Origin of the sequence: Streptomyces piniterrae, assembly GCF_005048155.1 — a bacterium.
Classification (GTDB): Bacteria; Actinomycetota; Actinomycetes; order Streptomycetales; family Streptomycetaceae; genus Streptomyces; species Streptomyces piniterrae.
The window spans coordinates 295,255-312,612 of record NZ_SUMB01000010.1 but is presented as its reverse complement, the minus strand read 5'-3'; the positions used below and the strand labels follow the sequence as shown (position 1 = coordinate 312,612).

Annotated in this window: 19 protein-coding genes; 4 read left to right on the top strand and 15 right to left on the bottom strand. The window is 71.2% G+C overall.

All coding sequences use genetic code 11. From position 1 onward, the window contains the following. Positions 1-34: 34 nt before the first annotated feature. The gene (locus tag FCH28_RS27285; protein ID WP_006602857.1) at positions 35-238 is read right to left on the bottom strand and encodes a hypothetical protein; all 204 of its coding nucleotides are present in this window, start codon (positions 236-238) and stop codon (positions 35-37) included. A 380-nt stretch (positions 239-618) separates the two neighbouring features. Then, positions 619-900: an acylphosphatase gene (locus FCH28_RS27280; protein WP_136742793.1), complete on the bottom strand. Its 282-nt coding sequence runs from the start codon at positions 898-900 to the stop codon at positions 619-621. Positions 901-1,077: 177 nt separating this feature from the next. On the opposite strand from FCH28_RS27280, the gene FCH28_RS27275 reads away from it, so the two are divergent. Next, a complete protein-coding gene (locus FCH28_RS27275) occupies positions 1,078-2,001 on the top strand; it encodes a CAP domain-containing protein (RefSeq protein ID WP_169314260.1) in 924 nt (307 codons plus the stop codon). Positions 2,002-2,118: 117 nt separating this feature from the next. On the opposite strand, the gene FCH28_RS27270 is transcribed toward FCH28_RS27275, so the two are convergent. The 10 genes from FCH28_RS27270 to FCH28_RS27225 form a co-directional block, all read right to left on the bottom strand. Beyond that, a complete protein-coding gene (locus FCH28_RS27270) occupies positions 2,119-2,343 on the bottom strand; it encodes a hypothetical protein (RefSeq protein ID WP_136742792.1) in 225 nt (74 codons plus the stop codon). 164 nt (positions 2,344-2,507) lie between these two features. Then, the gene (mutM, locus tag FCH28_RS27265) at positions 2,508-3,443 is read right to left on the bottom strand and encodes a bifunctional DNA-formamidopyrimidine glycosylase/DNA-(apurinic or apyrimidinic site) lyase (RefSeq protein WP_136742791.1); all 936 of its coding nucleotides are present in this window, start codon (positions 3,441-3,443) and stop codon (positions 2,508-2,510) included. A 78-nt stretch (positions 3,444-3,521) separates the two neighbouring features. Continuing rightward, on the bottom strand, positions 3,522-4,394 hold the full coding sequence (gene rnc, locus FCH28_RS27260) for a ribonuclease III (protein WP_169314259.1): 873 nt from the start codon (positions 4,392-4,394) through the stop codon (positions 3,522-3,524). A 7-nt stretch (positions 4,395-4,401) separates the two neighbouring features. After that, complete coding sequence (gene rpmF / locus FCH28_RS27255; protein ID WP_028802425.1) at positions 4,402-4,575, bottom strand: 50S ribosomal protein L32; 174 nt, start codon at positions 4,573-4,575, stop codon at positions 4,402-4,404. A gap of 2 nt (positions 4,576-4,577) precedes the next feature. After that, positions 4,578-5,177, bottom strand: a complete 600-nt coding sequence (locus tag FCH28_RS27250; protein WP_246103250.1) for a YceD family protein — start codon at positions 5,175-5,177, stop codon at positions 4,578-4,580. Positions 5,178-5,370: 193 nt separating this feature from the next. After that, the gene (locus FCH28_RS27245) at positions 5,371-6,561 is read right to left on the bottom strand and encodes a cell division initiation protein (RefSeq protein ID WP_136742788.1); all 1,191 of its coding nucleotides are present in this window, start codon (positions 6,559-6,561) and stop codon (positions 5,371-5,373) included. Positions 6,562-6,690: 129 nt separating this feature from the next. Next, positions 6,691-7,173 (bottom strand): pantetheine-phosphate adenylyltransferase, encoded by a 483-nt coding sequence (coaD, locus tag FCH28_RS27240; protein ID WP_281289767.1) that lies wholly within the window; start codon positions 7,171-7,173, stop codon positions 6,691-6,693. A gap of 26 nt (positions 7,174-7,199) precedes the next feature. Further along, the gene (gene rsmD, locus FCH28_RS27235) at positions 7,200-7,799 is read right to left on the bottom strand and encodes a 16S rRNA (guanine(966)-N(2))-methyltransferase RsmD (RefSeq protein WP_136742786.1); all 600 of its coding nucleotides are present in this window, start codon (positions 7,797-7,799) and stop codon (positions 7,200-7,202) included. 159 nt (positions 7,800-7,958) lie between these two features. Further along, the gene (locus FCH28_RS27230) at positions 7,959-10,994 is read right to left on the bottom strand and encodes a helicase-related protein (RefSeq protein WP_136742882.1); all 3,036 of its coding nucleotides are present in this window, start codon (positions 10,992-10,994) and stop codon (positions 7,959-7,961) included. A gap of 174 nt (positions 10,995-11,168) precedes the next feature. After that, positions 11,169-12,839, bottom strand: a complete 1,671-nt coding sequence (locus FCH28_RS27225; protein ID WP_136742785.1) for a DAK2 domain-containing protein — start codon at positions 12,837-12,839, stop codon at positions 11,169-11,171. 232 nt (positions 12,840-13,071) lie between these two features. Between FCH28_RS27225 and rpmB the strand changes: the two genes are divergently transcribed. Next, a complete protein-coding gene (gene rpmB / locus FCH28_RS27220; protein WP_006602870.1) occupies positions 13,072-13,257 on the top strand; it encodes a 50S ribosomal protein L28 in 186 nt (61 codons plus the stop codon). Between the two features lie 111 nt (positions 13,258-13,368). Here rpmB and thiD read toward each other — a convergent pair whose 3' ends face one another. Both thiD and FCH28_RS27210 read right to left on the bottom strand, forming a co-directional pair. Then, positions 13,369-14,199 (bottom strand): bifunctional hydroxymethylpyrimidine kinase/phosphomethylpyrimidine kinase, encoded by an 831-nt coding sequence (thiD, locus tag FCH28_RS27215; RefSeq protein WP_136742784.1) that lies wholly within the window; start codon positions 14,197-14,199, stop codon positions 13,369-13,371. A 10-nt stretch (positions 14,200-14,209) separates the two neighbouring features. Further along, positions 14,210-15,178 carry a thiamine-phosphate kinase gene (locus FCH28_RS27210; protein WP_136742783.1) on the bottom strand — a complete coding sequence of 323 codons (969 nt, stop codon included), beginning with the start codon at positions 15,176-15,178 and terminating at the stop codon, positions 14,210-14,212. A gap of 158 nt (positions 15,179-15,336) precedes the next feature. Between FCH28_RS27210 and FCH28_RS27205 the strand changes: the two genes are divergently transcribed. Further along, positions 15,337-15,570: an Lrp/AsnC ligand binding domain-containing protein gene (locus tag FCH28_RS27205; RefSeq protein ID WP_136742782.1), complete on the top strand. Its 234-nt coding sequence runs from the start codon at positions 15,337-15,339 to the stop codon at positions 15,568-15,570. A gap of 9 nt (positions 15,571-15,579) precedes the next feature. Then, on the top strand, positions 15,580-16,068 hold the full coding sequence (locus FCH28_RS27200) for a DUF3515 domain-containing protein (protein WP_136742781.1): 489 nt from the start codon (positions 15,580-15,582) through the stop codon (positions 16,066-16,068). Between the two features lie 40 nt (positions 16,069-16,108). Here FCH28_RS27200 and FCH28_RS27195 read toward each other — a convergent pair whose 3' ends face one another. Next, positions 16,109-17,245: a D-alanine--D-alanine ligase family protein gene (locus tag FCH28_RS27195; protein WP_136742780.1), complete on the bottom strand. Its 1,137-nt coding sequence runs from the start codon at positions 17,243-17,245 to the stop codon at positions 16,109-16,111. Positions 17,246-17,358 lie beyond the last annotated feature (113 nt).

Here is a 17,358-nt window from a genome sequence, read left to right as displayed (position 1 = left end):
CTGGCGAGCAGCCCGACTGGCCCTTGGGTGCGGGTCAGGTGAGCGCGGGCTCCGCCTGGGGTACGTCGATGTCCAGCATCGAGTCGTCGCGACGTGCGGCAGCGGACAGCATGTCGTTTTCGGCCTGCATCCGAATAAGCTCGGATTCGAGGTCTTGGACGCGCTGCTGAAGCCGTCGCATCTCGGAGAGGACTCGGGGGTCGGAGCCGCCGACGTAACCGAGAAGCGCCTTTGCCATGATGGATGGTCCTCCACACTGAGTGACCGACCGAAGCGGTGTGGGTCGTGAGGGATTCGCACCCGCGGTGCTTGTCATTACTGGTGTCTTCAATGCCAAACAGCTAAGGTGCGCGGGGATTCCAGAGTCTCACCAAACGGTTTGAGGGTCAACACGATCACACCCCGTATCCTCGGGCACCCGGGAGCACGCGGCCGCGAAGGCACTGCGTCGGCTCCCCAGAAAGGCCCCGCGGGGTGTGGAGATCATCCGTACAGCGGCAGCCTTGCACGGGTCGGCCGAGTTGGCAACCACCAGCCCTTATCTCCTGTAAGCAGCTGACAAAGGCATACCCGGGAGATCGTTTTTGACGGCCGTACGGCCGGTTTCACCGGGCCCGCTCAGCGGATCTCGAAGCCGTCATAACCGCCCCGCGGCGTGTCCCAGATCTCAGTGACTCCATCGACCCGGCCGGGCGTGTCTCCCGTACGCAGCCATTCCAGCAGCTGCTCGACGCGGTCCTTCGGCCCCTCGGCGACCACTTGCACACGGCCGTCGCCCAGATTGACCGCGAATCCGGCGAGTTCACCGATTCGCAGGGCATTGGCACGGGCGAACCAGCGGAATCCGACGCCCTGGACCCGGCCGCGCACCCAGGCGGTCATCCGCACTTCTTTGTTCATGTGCGCACGCTAACCGGCCAATTGCTCCGTGGACACCTCGGCCCCCCCGCGCCATGGCGTACAGTCCCCCGTCAACGAGACTCACTCTTTCGGGTGAATCGTATTGACGCCAGACGGCTGTGCGGCGTGAGCCGCTCCAGTGGAGCCGGTGCTTGCACCGGGGAAGGAAGTCAGCGGATGGGCCGCCATCGACGCTCTGCTCCGCAAGCGCCCGTGTCTTCCGGGGCTCCGCCTGTTGACGCGCCGACGGCCTCGTCCGTCGCGCACGCCCCGGCGCGGCACGGCGCCCACCGCGCGCGCGGCCGCCGGACGGCGCCGGTCCGTACCGGGCTGCTCGGCGCCTCCGCCGCCGTGGCGATGGGTGCGGTGGCGGTCGCGTCCGGACTGATCCCGGGCGGTGGCCAGTTCGGGCTGGGCGGGAGCGACGACCGCGCCGACCGGGTACGCGCCGACGCACTGCCGGACGCGTCACCCCAGGGCAGCCTGTCGGCGACGCCGGCGGACCGCGGCGGCGAGACCGCGAGCCGCGGCGGCGCACGCCCCACGGCCCCGGACACCGACCGCCCGTCCTCGGCGGCCGCACCCTCGACCTCCCCCTCGCCGCGCCGGCCGAGCAAATCGCCCACCGAGGAGTCCGGTTCGCCTGCGCCCGCGAAGAGCACCGGCCGGACCACCGCGGCGACGCCGAAGCCGTCGGCGACCCCCTCGAAAACTCCGGACGCCGGATCGTCCGCCGAGGCCCAGGTGCTGTCCCTCGTCAACCAGGAGCGCGCCCAGGCCGGCTGCTCCCCGGTGACCGCGGACAAGGAACTGGCCGTTCTGGCACAGCGGTTCAGTGACGACATGGCTGCGCGCGACTTCTTCGACCACACCGACCCGGACGGCGACACGCCGTGGGACCGGGCCCGTGAGCTGGGCATCACCGACCTCGGCGGCGAGAACATAGCCCGCGGCCAGGCCAACGCCCAGTCGGTGATGGACTCCTGGATGGACAGTCCGGGCCATCGCGCCAACATCCTCAACTGCGACTACAAGACCCTGGGCGTCGGCGTCCACTTCGGCCCTGGCGGCCCGTGGTGGACCCAGGACTTCGGGTTCTGAGCAGGGCGTTCCCGCCCGCCTCGGCTGCGTCAGCCGATCGGCCGGGCCGTCCCCCGGAGGGCCGCCCCGGCGGGTAACCGCATGGCCAGCAGTTTGATCATTCCGCGCTTCCCGAGCTCAGCGCTGCGGCTGGTCGACCGGCCAGCCACGCTTCTCGGAGAGTCGCGCCACTCGTTCGGCCAGGTCACCCGGTATGTCCACGCCCATCCGGCGGGCGGCACCGAGGCGATGCCTGACGATCCCGAGCATCCAGTCCAACTGGTCATCGCTGCGCGACGCAAACTCCTGGAGCGCTTCCTCCATGAGCTGCTGCCGGTCGATGCTCTCGGCGTCCTGTGTCATGGGCGCTGAACCTACCGGCGCCATCCGCCGGGGTACATCCGCGGAGTGCAGGAGTTATCGGACTGCTACGTTCCGGTACCCCCCGTGCACCGCCCGCCACCCCGCTGCTACCTTCCCGCCATGATCGCGTACCGAAGGGGCCGTGCCGCGTGGACCTGCCGGCTCTATGGCCGGCTCGGCCGGGGCGGGCGCTGGCAGCGGGGGCAGAAGTAGCTGGAGCGGTTCATCCAGGGGCGCCGGCGGATCGGTGTGCCGCAGCGGCGGCAGGGCTCGTCCTCACGGCCGTACGCGTCCAGCGAGCGGTCGAAGTACCCGGATTCGCCGTTGACGTTGACATAGAGGCTGTCGAAGCTGGTGCCGCCGACGGCCAGCGCGGCGTTCATCACGTCCCGTACGTGGCCGAGCAGCTCGGCGGTGCGGGGCCGGGTGAACGTGGCGGTGGGGCGGTCGTAGTGGAGCCTGCTGCGCCACAGCGCCTCGTCGGCGTAGATGTTGCCGACACCGCTGATCAGCGACTGGTCGAGCAGTGCCCGCTTGATGGTGGTCCGGCGGCGGCGCAGCGCGGTGTGGAAGGCGGCGTCGTCGAAGGCCGGGTCGAGCGGGTCGCGGGCGATGTGCGCGATGACGTCGGGGAGGTGGTCGGCGTCGCCGGGGACGGTGTCGTGCACGGAGAGGCCGCCGAAGGTGCGCTGGTCGACGAAGCGGAGCTCGGTGCCGAGGTCGTCGGCGAAGCGGATGCGGATGCGCAGATGCTTCTCGTCGGGGGCGTCCTGCGGCTGGACCAGCAGCTGGCCGCTCATGCCGAGGTGGGCGAGGATCGCCAGGCCGTGGGTGACGGACGGCGTGATGATCGGCGGGATGCCTTCCGCGGCGGTCTGCGCGGCGGGGCCGCCGCCGGTCACCGGGAGCCAGAGGTATTTGCCGCGGCGGCAGGCGGTGCCTATGCGGAGCCCCTTGAGGCGGGCCGCGAAATCGGCCGCGCCGGCGGCGTGCCGGCGGATCGCGCGCGGGTGCAGCACCTCGACCGCGTCGATGGTGCGGCCGCTGATCCACCGCTCAAGTCCGCGGCGTACGACCTCGACCTCGGGCAGCTCGGGCACGACGGGCTCCTAGACAAAGACTTCTGACCCCGTCCGTGGCGACGCGCGGTCGCCCCGGACGGGGTCAGAAACGGTGATTCAGTGTGCCGACGACGTGGTGTCGCCGGAAGCCGGAGCCGGGTCGTCGGCCGCCGGGGCCGCGTCGCCGGACGCCGCCTCCTTGGCCTTGGCCGCCTCGTCCGCCGCGGCGCGAATCGATCGCCACGCGGACTCCGCCGCCTGCTGCTCGGCTTCCTTCTTGCTGCGGCCGGTGCCGGTGCCGTACGAGACACCACCGACGCGGGCAGCAGCAGTAAAGGTCTTCTCATGGTCGGGGCCGGTCTCGCTGACCAGGTACTCCGGGACGCCGAGACCTTCGGTCGCGGTGAGTTCCTGGAGGCTCGTCTTCCAGTCCAGGCCGGCGCCCAGGCTGGAGGACTTCTCGATCAGCGGGTCGAAGAGCCGGTGCACCAGCTCGCCGGCCGCGTCGAGGCCCTGGTCGAGATAGACCGCGCCGATCACCGCTTCAAGGGTGTCGGCGAGGATCGATGCCTTGTCCCGGCCACCCGTGCCCTCTTCGCCCCTGCCGAGGCGGATGAAGGCGCCGAGGTCGAGGCCGCGGCCCACCTCGGCCAGCGCACGCGAGTTGACCACCGCGGCCCGCAGTTTGGCCAGCTGGCCTTCCGGCAGATCGGGGTGGACGCGGTACAGCGTGTCCGTGACCACCAGGCCGAGCACCGAATCCCCGAGGAATTCGAGCCGCTCGTTGGTGGGCAGACCGCCGTTCTCGTACGCGTACGAGCGGTGGGTCAGCGCACGCACCAGAAGGGCGGACTCGAGTTTGTACCCGAGCCGCCCTTCCAGAAGCGTGTGGGACGAGGCTGTGTCCGCCGGAGCCGGTTCCTCCGCGCGCTTGCGCGAGGACGAATTGGCGTCTTCCGCCTTCTTGGGGCTAGACACGGTGCCTGTCACCAGCCGCTCAGACCTCGAGGACCTGGCGCTTGTTGTAGGTGCCGCAAGCGGGGCACGCGATGTGCTGCTGCTTCGGCTCGTGGCAGCGCTCGCACGCCACCAGGGTGGGGACCGCAGCCTTCCACTGCGACCGGCGGTGGCGCGTGTTGCTGCGCGACATCTTCCGCTTCGGAACAGCCACGGCTACTTCTCCTGCTTCTCGTCGACGCCCGCTTCGGCGCCGCCCATGTTGTCCTTCTCGCCGTCCTGGTTGGTCCCGGCGAGTCCCTGCAGTGCCGCCCAACGAATGTCGACGGCGTCGTGGTGGTGGTCCGGGTCGTCCGCGAGCCGCACTCCGCAATCGGAGCACAGACCCGGGCAGTCGTCCTGGCACACCGGCTGCAGCGGCAGTGCGAGCACCACCGTGTCCCGCAGCACGGGTTCGAGGTCGAACAGATCGTCCTCGATGAAGAGGGTGTCCTCCTCGTCCTCCGCGTCCTCGCCGGATTCCGCTGGGCGGGTCCGGGCGTCGGCTTCGGGGTAGGCGAACAGCTCCTGGAAGTCCGCGTCGAGCTCTCGCTCCAGCGGCTCCAGACACCTTACGCACTCCCCCTTCACGGTTGCACGGCCGGTGCCTGTGACAAGCACCCCGTCCATGACCGATTCCAGGCGGAGGTCGAGCTCGATCGGCGCGCCCTCGGGCACTCCGATGACCTCATTGCCGAGGTCCCGGGGGGCCTCGACAGTGCGGGAGAGCCGCTTGAGCGCACCGGGACGACGGCCCAGCTCGCGTGTGTCGAACACGAGCGGGGAACGGTGGTCGAGGCGGGCGTTGATGGCTTCCTGCTTTCTGTACTGCTGGTTTGCGAGCTGCCCGGCACCGGAACGGTGAGTGGGCAGCAGAGATCGCGGACGTGCACACGACCGAACAGTCAGGATACTGGACGGGCCCCGATAGGCCCAATCCGCTTCCGGACGGGCGACGGCCCGGCCGACGTTACTGCCGGCCTTCCTCGTACTGCCGGAGCTGGTCGAGGTTGATCATGCTGGTGTCGAAGAGGCTGGTCTCGTCGAGCGCGCCGGGCTGCGCGGCCTGGCCCTGCGGGGCGTGCTGGGGCTGCTGGGGCGCCTGCTGCTGCGGGAGATAGCCGGTGTTGGGGTCGTAGGCCTGCTGCTGGGGCTGCTGCTGCCAGCCGTAGCCGTAGGGGTCCTGCTGCTGGAGGTACGGGTCCTGCTGCGCCTGCTGGGGCTGCTGCTGATAGCCGTAGACGTCCTGCTGCTGGTAGGCGGCCGGGTCCTGGTAGTAGCCCTGGTCGGGGTGGAGCTGGGCCTGGGGCTGGAGCTGCTGGTCGTCCTGGTACGGCTGGTCGGCCTGGTACTGATGGCCGTCCTGATACTGCGGGAGCTCCTGGGGCTGCGCCGGCAGCTGATGCGTCTGGGGCGGCTGGGGGGCCTGCTCCGCACCGATGCCCGCCAGCTCGGCGAGGTATTCCGCGTCGGCCTGCGGCTGCCCGGACTGCGGATCGCCCTGCGCCGCCAGGTGGGCACCGAGCTCGTCGATCGCCCGCGCGCCCTGGAGCTTGTCGCGGCCGCGGCCGACGGCTTCCAGCGTCTTGGTCAGCACGGCCTGGAAGGCGCCGAACTTGGCGTCCACATAGACGTCGGCGCGCTGCTTGAGGGTCTCCGGGTCGGCGCTTCGCTCCGGCGCCTCGGCGTCCGCCTGGCCGTGCTCGTCCAGTCCCGGGCCCTGGCCGAGCAGCTTCTCGCGGCCGCGGTCGACGGATCCGATGGTCTTGGTGAGGACGACCTCGAAGTTGGCGAGCTTGCTGTCGACGTAGTCGTCGGCCTCGGCGCGGATCTCCTCCGCCTCCCGGCGGGCCTCGGCGAGGATCCGGTCGGCCTCGTCCTGGGACTGCCGGGCGACCTCGGTGTCGGAGATCAGCGAACCGCGCTGGGCGTGCGCCGACTCGATGATCCGCTCCGCCTCGGCGCGGGCCTCCTCGACCATCTGCTGCCGTCCGCCGAGCAGCTCCTGCGCCTGGGCGAGGGAGCCGGGCAGCGCGGCGCGCACCTCCTCCAGCATGGCCAGCAGTTCAGCGCGGTTGACCACGCAGGAGGCCGACATGGGCATGGACCGGGCGTTGCCGACGGTCTCGACGATGTCGTCGAGCTTCTTCTGCACGTCCACCTTGCACTCGCCACTCTCTGAAGGGATGGAACGACGGATCGGGACGACTGTACGGCCACCGGCCCCCGGCCCGACACCTGCCTGACGCCTCATCAGTCGGACGTCGGGTTCAGCGCGGCGGGTGCCGTGTCACTGCTTGTTCTTGAGGCGTTCGGTGAGGGCTTCGAGGACGAAGGGCGGGACCAGGTGGGCGACGTCGCCGCCCCAGGCCGCGACCTCCTTGACGAGGCTGGAGGAGAGGAAGCTGTAGGTGGGGTTGGTGGGGACGAACAGGGTCTCCACTCCGGACAGCCCGTTGTTCATCTGGGCCATCTGGAGCTCGTAGTCGAAGTCGCTGACGGCACGCAGGCCCTTGACGATCGCGGGAATGTCGCGCTGCTTGCAGAAGTCGACGAGCAGACCGTGGAAGGACTCGACCTCGACGTTGCCGTACTCGGCGGTGGCCCGGCGGATCAGGTCGATCCGTTCGTCGACCGTGAACAGCCCCTGCTTGGACTGGTTGATCATCACAGCGACATGGACCACGTCGTACAGCTTGGAGGCACGGGCGATGATGTCCAGGTGCCCATTGGTGATGGGGTCGAATGACCCCGGACAGACGGCGCGGCGCAACTTCGGTTCCTCGCTCTCCGATCCGGTCATGACACGCTTGTTGACGTCGATTCGGCGGACGTCGAAGCGGCGCGACCGTACCAAAGCGTCCCCTCGCCGTAGCGACGGGCCTTGATCGCTTCGAAACCGTCCGGCCATGGGAACGTGCCGCCTCTGGTGCTGCGTTCCACGGTGACGAGTGCCTCCTCCGCTAGCCACCCCTGACCACGGAGTGTGAGGAGGATCTCGCGGAGATCCGCGTCGGTCATGTCGTACGGCGGGTCCAGGAACACGATGTCGTACGGGTCTCCGGGAGCCTGGCCGGCGGCGGTCTGCTCGGCCCTGCCGACCCGCACCTCGGCGCCGGGCAGGCCCACCGCCCGGACGTTCTCGCGGATGGTGCGGGCGGCGCGGGCGTCGGCCTCGACGAGCAGGACATGGGCGGCGCCCCGGGAGAGCGCCTCCAGGCCGACGGCGCCGGAGCCGCCGTACAGATCGAGGACCCGGGCGCCGGCCAGCGTGCCCTCCAGCGACTCCCAGGTGGAGAACAGGCCCTCGCGGGCCCGGTCGGAGGTCGGGCGGGTGCCGTTTCCCGGTGGTACGGCCAGGCGGCGGCCGCCGGCCGTACCGGCGATCACGCGGGTCATGGTCCCGTCCTTACGTGGGTTGGGTGGTGGGAGGTGGGGAGTGCGTGGTCGGTGGTGAGCGGTGGAGCCCGGTGGGCTCCGCTCTCCCACGATATTCCGTCAGGTCGGGGTCAGCGCCCGGCCCGGTGCCCGGACGCGGCGGGAGTGCGGTGATCGATCTCACCCCTTGTCCAAGTAGCGCTCCCGTTCGTCGTCCAGCAGGGCCGACAGCGTGGTCCGCAGCTCGGGGCAGCCGGTCAGCTCGGGGTCGGCGGTGACCAGCGCGGTGGCCTCCTCGCGGGCGGCCGCGATGACCTCCTCGTCGTCGATGACGGTGAGCATCCGCAGCGACGACCGGACGCCGGACTGCGCCTGGCCCAGGACATCGCCCTCCCGCCGCTGCTCCAGGTCGATACGGGAGAGCTCGAAGCCGTCCAGGGTGCCGGCCACCGCGGCGAGCCGGGCGCGGGCCGGGCTGGCCTCGGGCATCTCGCTGACCAGCAGGCACAGCCCCGGCGCCGCACCACGGCCCACCCGGCCGCGCAGCTGGTGCAGCTGGGAGACGCCGAAGCGGTCGGCGTCCATGATCACCATGACGGTGGCGTTCGGGACGTTCACCCCGACCTCGATGACCGTCGTCGCGACCAGGACGTCCAGCTCGCCGGCGCCGAACCGGCGCATCACGTCGTCCTTGTCGTCCGGTGCCATCCGGCCGTGCAGCACCGCCACCCGCAGCCCTTCGAGCGGCCCCTTGGTGAGCTGCTCGGCGACGTCGAGCACCGCGAGCGGCGGCCGCTTCTCCGCCACGTCCTCGGGTGAACTCGCCTTGGTCGCCGCGCCCTTGGTGCCCGCCCCCTTCTTCGCTCCCTTGGGCGCCTCGTCCTCGTCGTCGCCGATCCGGGGGCACACCACATACGCCTGGTGCCCGGCTTCGACCTCTTCGCGGACCCGCTCCCAGGTGCGCGCCAGGAAGTGCGGCTTGTCCTTGGCGGGCACCACATGGCTGGCGATCGGCGAGCGCCCGGCGGGGAGTTGGTCCAGTACGGAGGTCTCCAGATCGCCGAAGACGGTCATCGCGACGGTGCGGGGAATGGGCGTCGCGGTCATCACGAGAAGGTGCGGCGGCTGTTTGCCCTTGCCGCGCAGGGCGTCCCGCTGCTCGACGCCGAAGCGGTGCTGTTCGTCGACGATGACCAGGCCGAGGTCGTGGAACCGCACCTTGTCCTCGATCAGGGCGTGTGTGCCGATGACGATGCCGGCCTCGCCGGTGACCAGATCGAGCAGCGCCTGGCGGCGGGCGGCGACACCCATCGAGCCGGTCAGCAGCACCACCTTCGTGCCGTGGTCGGCGCCGCCGAGCATGCCTCCCTCGGCGAGCTCGCCCATCATCTCGGTGATCGAGCGGTGGTGCTGCTGGGCGAGGACCTCGGTCGGCGCGAGCATCGCGGTCTGGGCGCCGCTGTCCACGACCCCGAGCATGGCGCGCAGCGCGACCATGGTGTTGTGCGTGACGGTGAAGTGGTCGGTCACATAGGCGTGGCGGGGGTGCGCGACGCTGATGCACTGGACGGGCTTGCGGCCGACGTACTCGATGGACCGGATGGCGCGGCGGAAGCCACGGCCACTCTCGCATGGCTCAGCATCCCCTCCGGCTCGCTCACGGAAGGGCGGAGACAGCCTGGGCAGTGCCACGTAGACGCGATGCGGGCCGTGCCGCAGGGGCATGACCGTGGCGTGGCCGCCCAAGGAGCGCACCAGCCAGGCCAGGTCGTCAGCCAGCGGGCCGGCCGCCTCGTAGAAGACCGCGGCACCGCCCGCGGGCGCGCCCCCGGCGTCCATCAGCCCCTGCACCACGGCCAGCCGGTCCTTGAGCGGCGCGTTCCGGTAGGCCTCGGGCACGCGGTCCTCAGGGTCACCGCCGCCGCCCACCGCCTTCCCCAGCTCGTACGGATCGAGCGGCCGCTCCCCGCCCCCTTCCAGGTCCACCGGGGTGGCCGGCGGGATGGACCACTTGGGGCGCCCGTCACCGTCGAGGAGATCGGCGCGCAGCTCGCGCGTGGTCAGCACCCGCTCCCCCGCGTCGCGGGCCCCGACGATCCAGAGATGCTCGTCGTCGCATTCCACCGCGCTGCCGTCGGACAGGACCAGCCGCCAGACCTCCCGCTCCCCCTGCGGGAAGACGCCGTCCACCACGGCGAGCTCGCCGCTCGGCACCACCACCTCCGTGCCGACAGCCATCTCCCCCATGGGCCGGAACCCGTGGGGTGTCAGCACCAGCGCGTCCAGCGGCTGCGCCTTGCCCGAGCCGACCTCGCCCTGGAGGAGGCGGTGCATGGGGTGCTCGGTCGCCAGGTCGTCGAAGATCTCCTTGCTGACCTTGCGCTGCCCGTCGGTGAGGGTGAAGGGCAGTTTGGCGTCGAACGCGTCGAGGATGCCGCCCTTGACCAACTTCCTCGGCACGGCGGGGAGTTGGGTCTCGGCGAGGCGGCGCCGGGCGAGCGCGACCTGGAGGACGAATGCCTCGTCCCACTTCAGCCGGGCCCGCGCATCGGCGATGTCGGCCTTGCTGCCGGGCCGGTGGATCTTCAGCAGCGCCTCGGTGAGCGGGACCAGGCCGCGGCCCTCGCGCAGCGACTCCGGCAGCGGGTCGACGGCGTCCTGCGCGCTGGGGAGCACCGCGTCGACCGCTTTGGAGAGTTTCCAGGACGCCATCTGCTGGCAGGCCGGATAGATCGGGAGCAGCTGATTGGCGAATGCGTTGATCGCGCCGGCTCCGGTGTCACTGTCGGCGTCCCGGTCGAGGAGTTCGTATTCGGGGTGGGCCAGCTGGAGTTTGCGGTTGAAGAGGGAGACCTTTCCGGCGAACATCGCGCGGCGGCCCGGCAGCAGGTCCTTGTGCGGTTTGTGGATGCCCTTGCCGAAGAAGACCAGCTGGAGCCGCCCGCTGCCGTCGGTGAGTGTCACCTCCAGGCGCTGGCCCCTGCCGCCGTTGAATTTCAGTACGCGGGCGTCCGCGACCTGCGCGACGACCGTGACATGTTCGTCCAGCGGCAGGTCGGCGAGGCGGGTCAGCTCACCGCGCTCGGCATAGCGCCGTGGGTAGTGGTGCAACAGGTCGCCGACCGTATGCAGATCGAGATGCTCGGCCAGCACCTTCGCGGTGGTGCCACCGAGGATTTTCTTCAGAGGTTCGTCGAGCGCTGCCACGCCGTCTATTGCACACCACGCCACTGACAACGGCCAGAATCACCGCTTTTCGCGCCTCCGGCCGGGAGGACGGCGCGTGGGGAGACGCGGTAAGACGGCACGTTTCTTTCCGCCGTCTCGGCCACTCGGGTCTTTCCGTCGGATCGGCCCCTCGGGCGCTTTTCGGCTTCGGCGCACCGGGCCCTATTCGACGCCGATCAGCAGCGGTGCCGCGTACGGTCCGCCTTCGTAGACGACCGTGTCCACCGCGAGGTGCCGCTCGCGCACATGGCGCTCCAGCCGCTCGGCGAGAGCCTCCGGAGCGTCCGCGCCGAGCACGAGGGTGACCATTTCCCCGCCCGCCGACAGCATCCGGTCGAGCACCGTCATCGCCGTGCCGGCCAGGTCGGAGCCGATCACCGCGACGTCGCCGTCGATCAGGCCGAGGACGTCCCCGGCCTGGCAGACCCCGGCCATCGTCCAGGACTGCCGCTCCGCGACGGCCAGCTCGGCGTAGCGGGTGGCGCCGGCGGCCGCGGTCATCGCCACCACGTCCTCGTCGAAGCTGCGGCCCGGCTCGTGCACGGCCAGTGCCGCGATGCCCTGCACGGCGGAGCGGGTGGGGATCAGCGCGACCCGTACGCCTTCGGTGCGGGCCTGCTCCGCGGCGGCGGCGGCGGTGTGCCGCAGCTCGGGGTCGTTGGGCAGCAGCATCACCTCGCGGGCGTGTGCCTGCCGGATCGCCTGGACCAGTTCGCCGCTGGCGGGCGGCTCCCCGGGACGTACCGACACCACGGTCGCGCCCGCCTCCGCGCACAGTCCGGCGAGCCCGTCGCCCGGCACCACGGCGACGACGGCCCGCGCCGCCATCTCCGGCTCCCTCGTACGGCCCGTGGTGCCGCCGAAGTGGGTGATGCCGATCCGGTACGGGCGGCCGGCCTCGATGCCCGCCTCCACGGCGGCTCCCGCGTCGTCGACATGGACGTGGACGTTCCACAGGCCGTCCCCGCCGACCACCACCAGGGAGTCGCCGAGGCCGTCGAGCCGCGTCCGCAGGCGTGCCACGGCATCGTCGTCGGCCTCCAGGAGGTAGATCACCTCGAAGGCGGGCCCGTCCTCATGCGGATCGCGGCAGCCGTCCGGCTCCCCGGGGGCCGCCGTTTCGCAGCCCGCCGCCCCGGGGAGCGGGGCATCGGCCGGTACGACGACGGGGACCGCCGAGACCTCCCCGGACAGGGTGTCGGCGAGCGCGCCCAGCAGCGCGACGACTCCGCAGCCGCCGGCGTCCACCACACCGGCCCTGCCCAGGACGGCCAGCTGTCCCGGGGTGGCCTGGAGGGCGAGGCGGGCGCCTTCGTGGGCGGCCCGCGCCACCTCGGAGGCGTCGCCGCCGGCCCGCTCCGCGGCGTCGGCGGCGGCGGTCGCCACGGTCAGTACGGTGCCCTCCACCGGGTGCGCGACCGCCTCGTAGGTCGCTGCCGCGGCCCGGCGCAGTGCCAGGCGCAGCGCCTCGCCGGCGGACGGGCCCGCCGCCCCGCCCGGTGCCGTCGCGGCCGTCAGCACCTCCGTCATCCCGCGGAGCAGCTGCGCGAGGATCGTGCCGGAGTTGCCGCGGGCCCCGATGAGGGCGCCGTGCGCCATGGCGCCCATGGCGTCGGCGAGGCCGGGTGCGGTGCCGGTGGAGGCGTGCCCGTCGAAGGCGGCCTCCACGGCGCGGGTGGCGGATTCGAGGGTGAGATAGAGGTTGGTGCCGGTGTCGCCGTCGGGCACCGGGTAGACGTTGATCGCGTCGATCCGCTCGCGTTCCCGGCCGACCGCCTCCAGGGCCAGCCCGCACCAGGCGCGTACCGCTGCGGCGTCGAGCGGGTACGGCACGTCGTCCTCCTGGTTAACGGGATGCACCCGCACAGTAGCCGCGCTCGGGCGGGGAGTCCGGGGCGGGGGCCGGAGGGCGCGTGATAGTTTCGTTCTACGGGAGCGGCCGTTGTATGCTGCTCCGGTTGCCCGATGAAAATCGGGCCATTCCTCTCCTGGCGACGCCGGCGGTCAATGCACTCGGCTCGTCGGGATTTCACCGTAAGTGCATCTGAAGTCTTTGGAGTGACCCGTGGCTGCCAACTGCGACGTCTGCGGCAAGGGGCCGGGCTTCGGCAAGAGTGTCTCGCACTCGCATCGCCGTACCAACCGTCGTTGGAACCCCAACATCCAGACGGTGCGTGCAGTGATCGGGCGCACGCCGAAGAAGCTGAACGCCTGCACCTCGTGCATCAAGGCCGGCAAGGTCTCGCGCTGACGTCTTAGCCGTAGCGCAGCCCAGCCGGTTGCCTCTGAAGCCGGTCCACCCAGTGGTGGACCGGCTTCCGCCGTTTCCGCGGTATCCGTCCCTCCGGCGCCCGTGTCCCCCTCACTGCCGGCCACGAGAGCGCCAGCCGTGGTCCACGGGCCCGATGCCCGCGCCCAGCCGGAAGCCGGCCGCGATGGCGCCGGTGACATAGTCCTTCGCCGCCGCGACCGCCTGCGGGACGGTGTCCCCCTTGGCGAGCTGCGCGGCGACGGCGCTGGCGAGGGTGCAGCCGGTGCCGTGCGTATGCCGGTTGTCGTGGCGGGGGGCGCGCAGCCAGTGCTCCTCGGTGCCGTCGGTGATCAGGTCGACGGCACCCTCCCCGGCGCCGCCGTCCCCGCCGCCGCCACCGGCCGGCAGGTGGCCGCCCTTGATGAGCGCCCAGCGCGGCCCGAACTCCAGGATCGCGGCGGCGGCCCGGCGCATCCCGGCCTCTTCGACGACGCGCATGCCGGTCAGCTGGGCGACCTCGTCCAGGTTGGGGGTGGCGACAGTGGCGGCCGGCAGCAGCTTGGTGCGGACCGCGTCCAGGGCGGTGTCGGCGAGCAGCGCGTCACCGTGCTTGGAGACCCCTACCGGGTCGACGACGACCGGCACCCGCAGCCCCGCGAGCAGTTCCGCGACGGTCTCGACGAGTTCCGGCGAGGAGAGCATCCCGGTCTTCACCGCCTGCACGCCGATGTCGTCGACGACGCTGCGGAACTGGGCCCGTACGGCGTCGGCGGGCAGCTCCCACGCGCCCTGCACTCCCAGCGAGTTCTGCGCGGTGACGGCGGTGACGACGCTCATGCCGTGGGTGCCGAGCGCCAGCATCGTCTTCAGGTCGGCCTGGATGCCCGCGCCACCGCCGGAGTCGGACCCGGCGACGGTCAGCACGCGTGGGGGTGTCTGCATGCCGCCGAATCTACTCGGCTTCGCCGTTGTCCCCGAAGTGGTCCCAGCCGCCCTTCGCCCACGGCGCACCGTCCACCGTCACCTGGGGCAGCGCGGACGGGTTGAGCACCTCGCCGATGACCTTCCACCGGGCCGGCAGCTTCACGTCCGGCGGGAAGGTGGCCACGATCGCGTGGTCCTCGCCGCCGTTGAGCACCCACTGCATCGGGTCCACGCCGACCGCGGTGCCGATGTCGGACATCTGCGAGGGGATGTCGATCTTCGCGGAGCGCAGGTCGATACGGACCTTGCTGGCCTCCGCGATATGCCCGAGGTCGGCGACCAGTCCGTCGCTGACGTCGGTCATGGCGGTGGCGCCGAGTCCGGCGGCCGCCGGGCCCGCGTGGTACGGCGGCTCGGGCCGGCGGTGCGCCTCCACGAAGGCGCGCGGGGAGCGGAAGCCGCGGGAGAGCACGGCGTGCCCGGCGGCGGACCAGCCGAGCCAGCCGGTGACCGCGACGACATCGCCTGGCTGGGCGCCGCCCCGGGTGACCGGCTCCGCGTTGCGCAGATCGCCGAGTGCCGTGATGGCGACGGTGATGGTGTCGCCCCGTACGACGTCGCCGCCGACGACGGCGGCGCCGGCCACCTGGCACTCGTCGCGCAGCCCGTCCATCAGCTCGGTCGCCCACGTCGCGGGCAGTTCCGCCGGGACGACCAGCCCGAGCAGGATCGCGGTGGGCACCGCGCCCATCGCGGCGATATCGGCCAGGTTCTGTGCGGCGGCCTTGCGGCCCACGTCGTACGCGGTGGACCAGTCACGCCGGAAATGCCGTCCTTCGAGGAGGATGTCCGTACTGGCCACGACCCTCCGGTCGGGCGCGGTGACCACCGCGGCGTCGTCCCCCGGCCCGATCCGTACCGCCGGGGTGGTGGTGAGCCGGGAGGTGAGCTCCCTGATCAGCCCGAATTCCCCCAGCTCACCCACGGTGCCCTTCATGCTGTTGCCCTTCCCATGTGTACGGACGGTCCGTACGTGGCCGACGACTGCGCCGCACTTGCCGAGTTCACCGCGCGGGTCTCCCCGCTCCGCGCGGTGACGCGGTACCGTGGCGTCCCTTCTTCCCACATGATCCTCGTAGCCGCCCTGGAGGTTCCGTGGTACAGGCGTACATCCTGATCCAGACCGAGGTCGGCAAGGCCTCCGCCGTAGCCGAGGTGATCGCGAAGATCAACGGCGTACTGACCGCCGAGGATGTCACCGGCCCCTACGACGTCATCGTGCGCGCTCAGGCCGACACGGTCGACGAGCTGGGCCGCATGGTGGTGGCGAAGGTCCAGCAAGTGGAAGGCATCACGCGCACGCTCACCTGCCCGGTCGTCCATCTCTAGCTCCCCCGTATGCTCGGCCGGGTGATCTCTTCGCGCCGTCGGTTCCTGGCCCTGCCCCTGCTCACCATGCTGTTCGCCGCGGTGAGCTGTTCTTCCGGCGAAGTCGCCGTGCCCTCCCCCAAGGGCGAGGCCGTACGCCAGTGCCGGGCGCTCCACAAGGAGCTGCCGCGGACCGTCGACGGGCTCGAGCGGGGTACCGCGGAGCCCGTTTCCGACTTCACTGCCATATGGGGCGATCCTGCCGTGCAACTGCGCTGTGGAGTGCCGAAGCCCGACGTTTTGACGGCCGGGAGTGAACATTACAACCCCAACGCTGAAGGCGCGGAAGTCAACGGCGTCAGATGGCTCTTCGAGAAGCAGGACGACGGCTATCGCTTCACGGTCGTGCTGCGCAAGGTCTACGTCGAGGTGACCGTTCCCGGGGAGTACGCCCCCGAGGTCAATGCGCTCACCGACCTCGCGGACGCCGTGAAGAAGACCATTCCGGCAGGGGTCTAGGACCCGCACTCTGCGCGCGGGTCCGGGCCCCTGCGGCGCCTCAGCGCAGGCCCGTCGAGCGGCGCAGCGCCGCCTGGATGAGCCGGTCGATCAGCTCCGGGTAGCTCACACCGCTTTCCTGCCACATCCGCGGGTACATCGAGATGGGCGTGAAGCCGGGCAGCGTGTTGATCTCGTTGATCACGAACTCGCCGTTGTCCTGCAGGAAGAAGTCCGCGCGGACCAGGCCCTCGCAGGACGCCGCGTCGAAGGCCGCGACGGCCAGCTCCTGGACCTCGGCGGTCTGCTCGGCGGTCAGCGGCGCGGGCACGATCCCGGCGGCCGAGTCGATGTACTTCGCCTCGAAGTCGTAGAAGTCGTGCGCGGTGACCGGCGGGATCTCGGCCGGCACGCTGGCCCGCGGGCCGTCCTCGAACTCCAGCACCCCGCACTCGATCTCGCGGCCGCTCAGCAGCGACTCGACGATGATCTTGGGGTCGTGGCGCCGGGCCTCCTCGACGGCCTCGTCCAGGCCGGACAGGTCGTCGACCTTGGTGATGCCCATGGACGAGCCGGCCCGCGCGGGCTTCACGAACAGCGGCCAGCCGTGCTCGGCGGCGAAGTCCACGATCTTCTTGCGGGCGGCGGCGGGGTCGTTGTCCCACTCGCGCGGGCGGATGACCTCGTACGGGCCGACCGGCAGCCCGAAGGAGGCGAACACCCGCTTCATGTAGTCCTTGTCCTGGCCGACGGCGGAGGACAGGACACCCGAGCCGACGTAGGGGACGCCGGAGAGCTCCAGCAGGCCCTGGAGGGTGCCGTCCTCGCCGTACGGACCGTGCAGGACGGGGAAGACGACGTCGACCTCGCCCAGCGCCTTGGGCACCGAACCCGGCTCGCTGTAGACGACCTCGCGGTTGATCGGGTCGACCGGGAGCAGCACACCGCCCTCGGTGGTTTCGGCCAGCTCGGCCACATTGGGCAGCCGCCGGTCCGCGATGGCCATCCGCGCCGGGTCGTCGGCGGTCAGCGCCCAGCGTCCGTCGGTCGTGATGCCGATGGGCAGCACGTCGTACTTGTCGCGGTCGATGGCGGCCAGCACGGCTCCGGCGGTCACCACGGAGATGGCGTGCTCGGAGCTGCGGCCGCCGAACACGACGGCGACGCGGGGCTTGTGGGAGGAGGTCTCGCTGCTCATATCGCGTCGAGGGTACCTGCTGACCGGCCGGTAGTCAGTGCCGCGGCGGTCGTTGGCGGTGCCGCGTCGCCGCCCACGCGCCGGCGCGGACGGCCGATCTGACGGACCGCTGT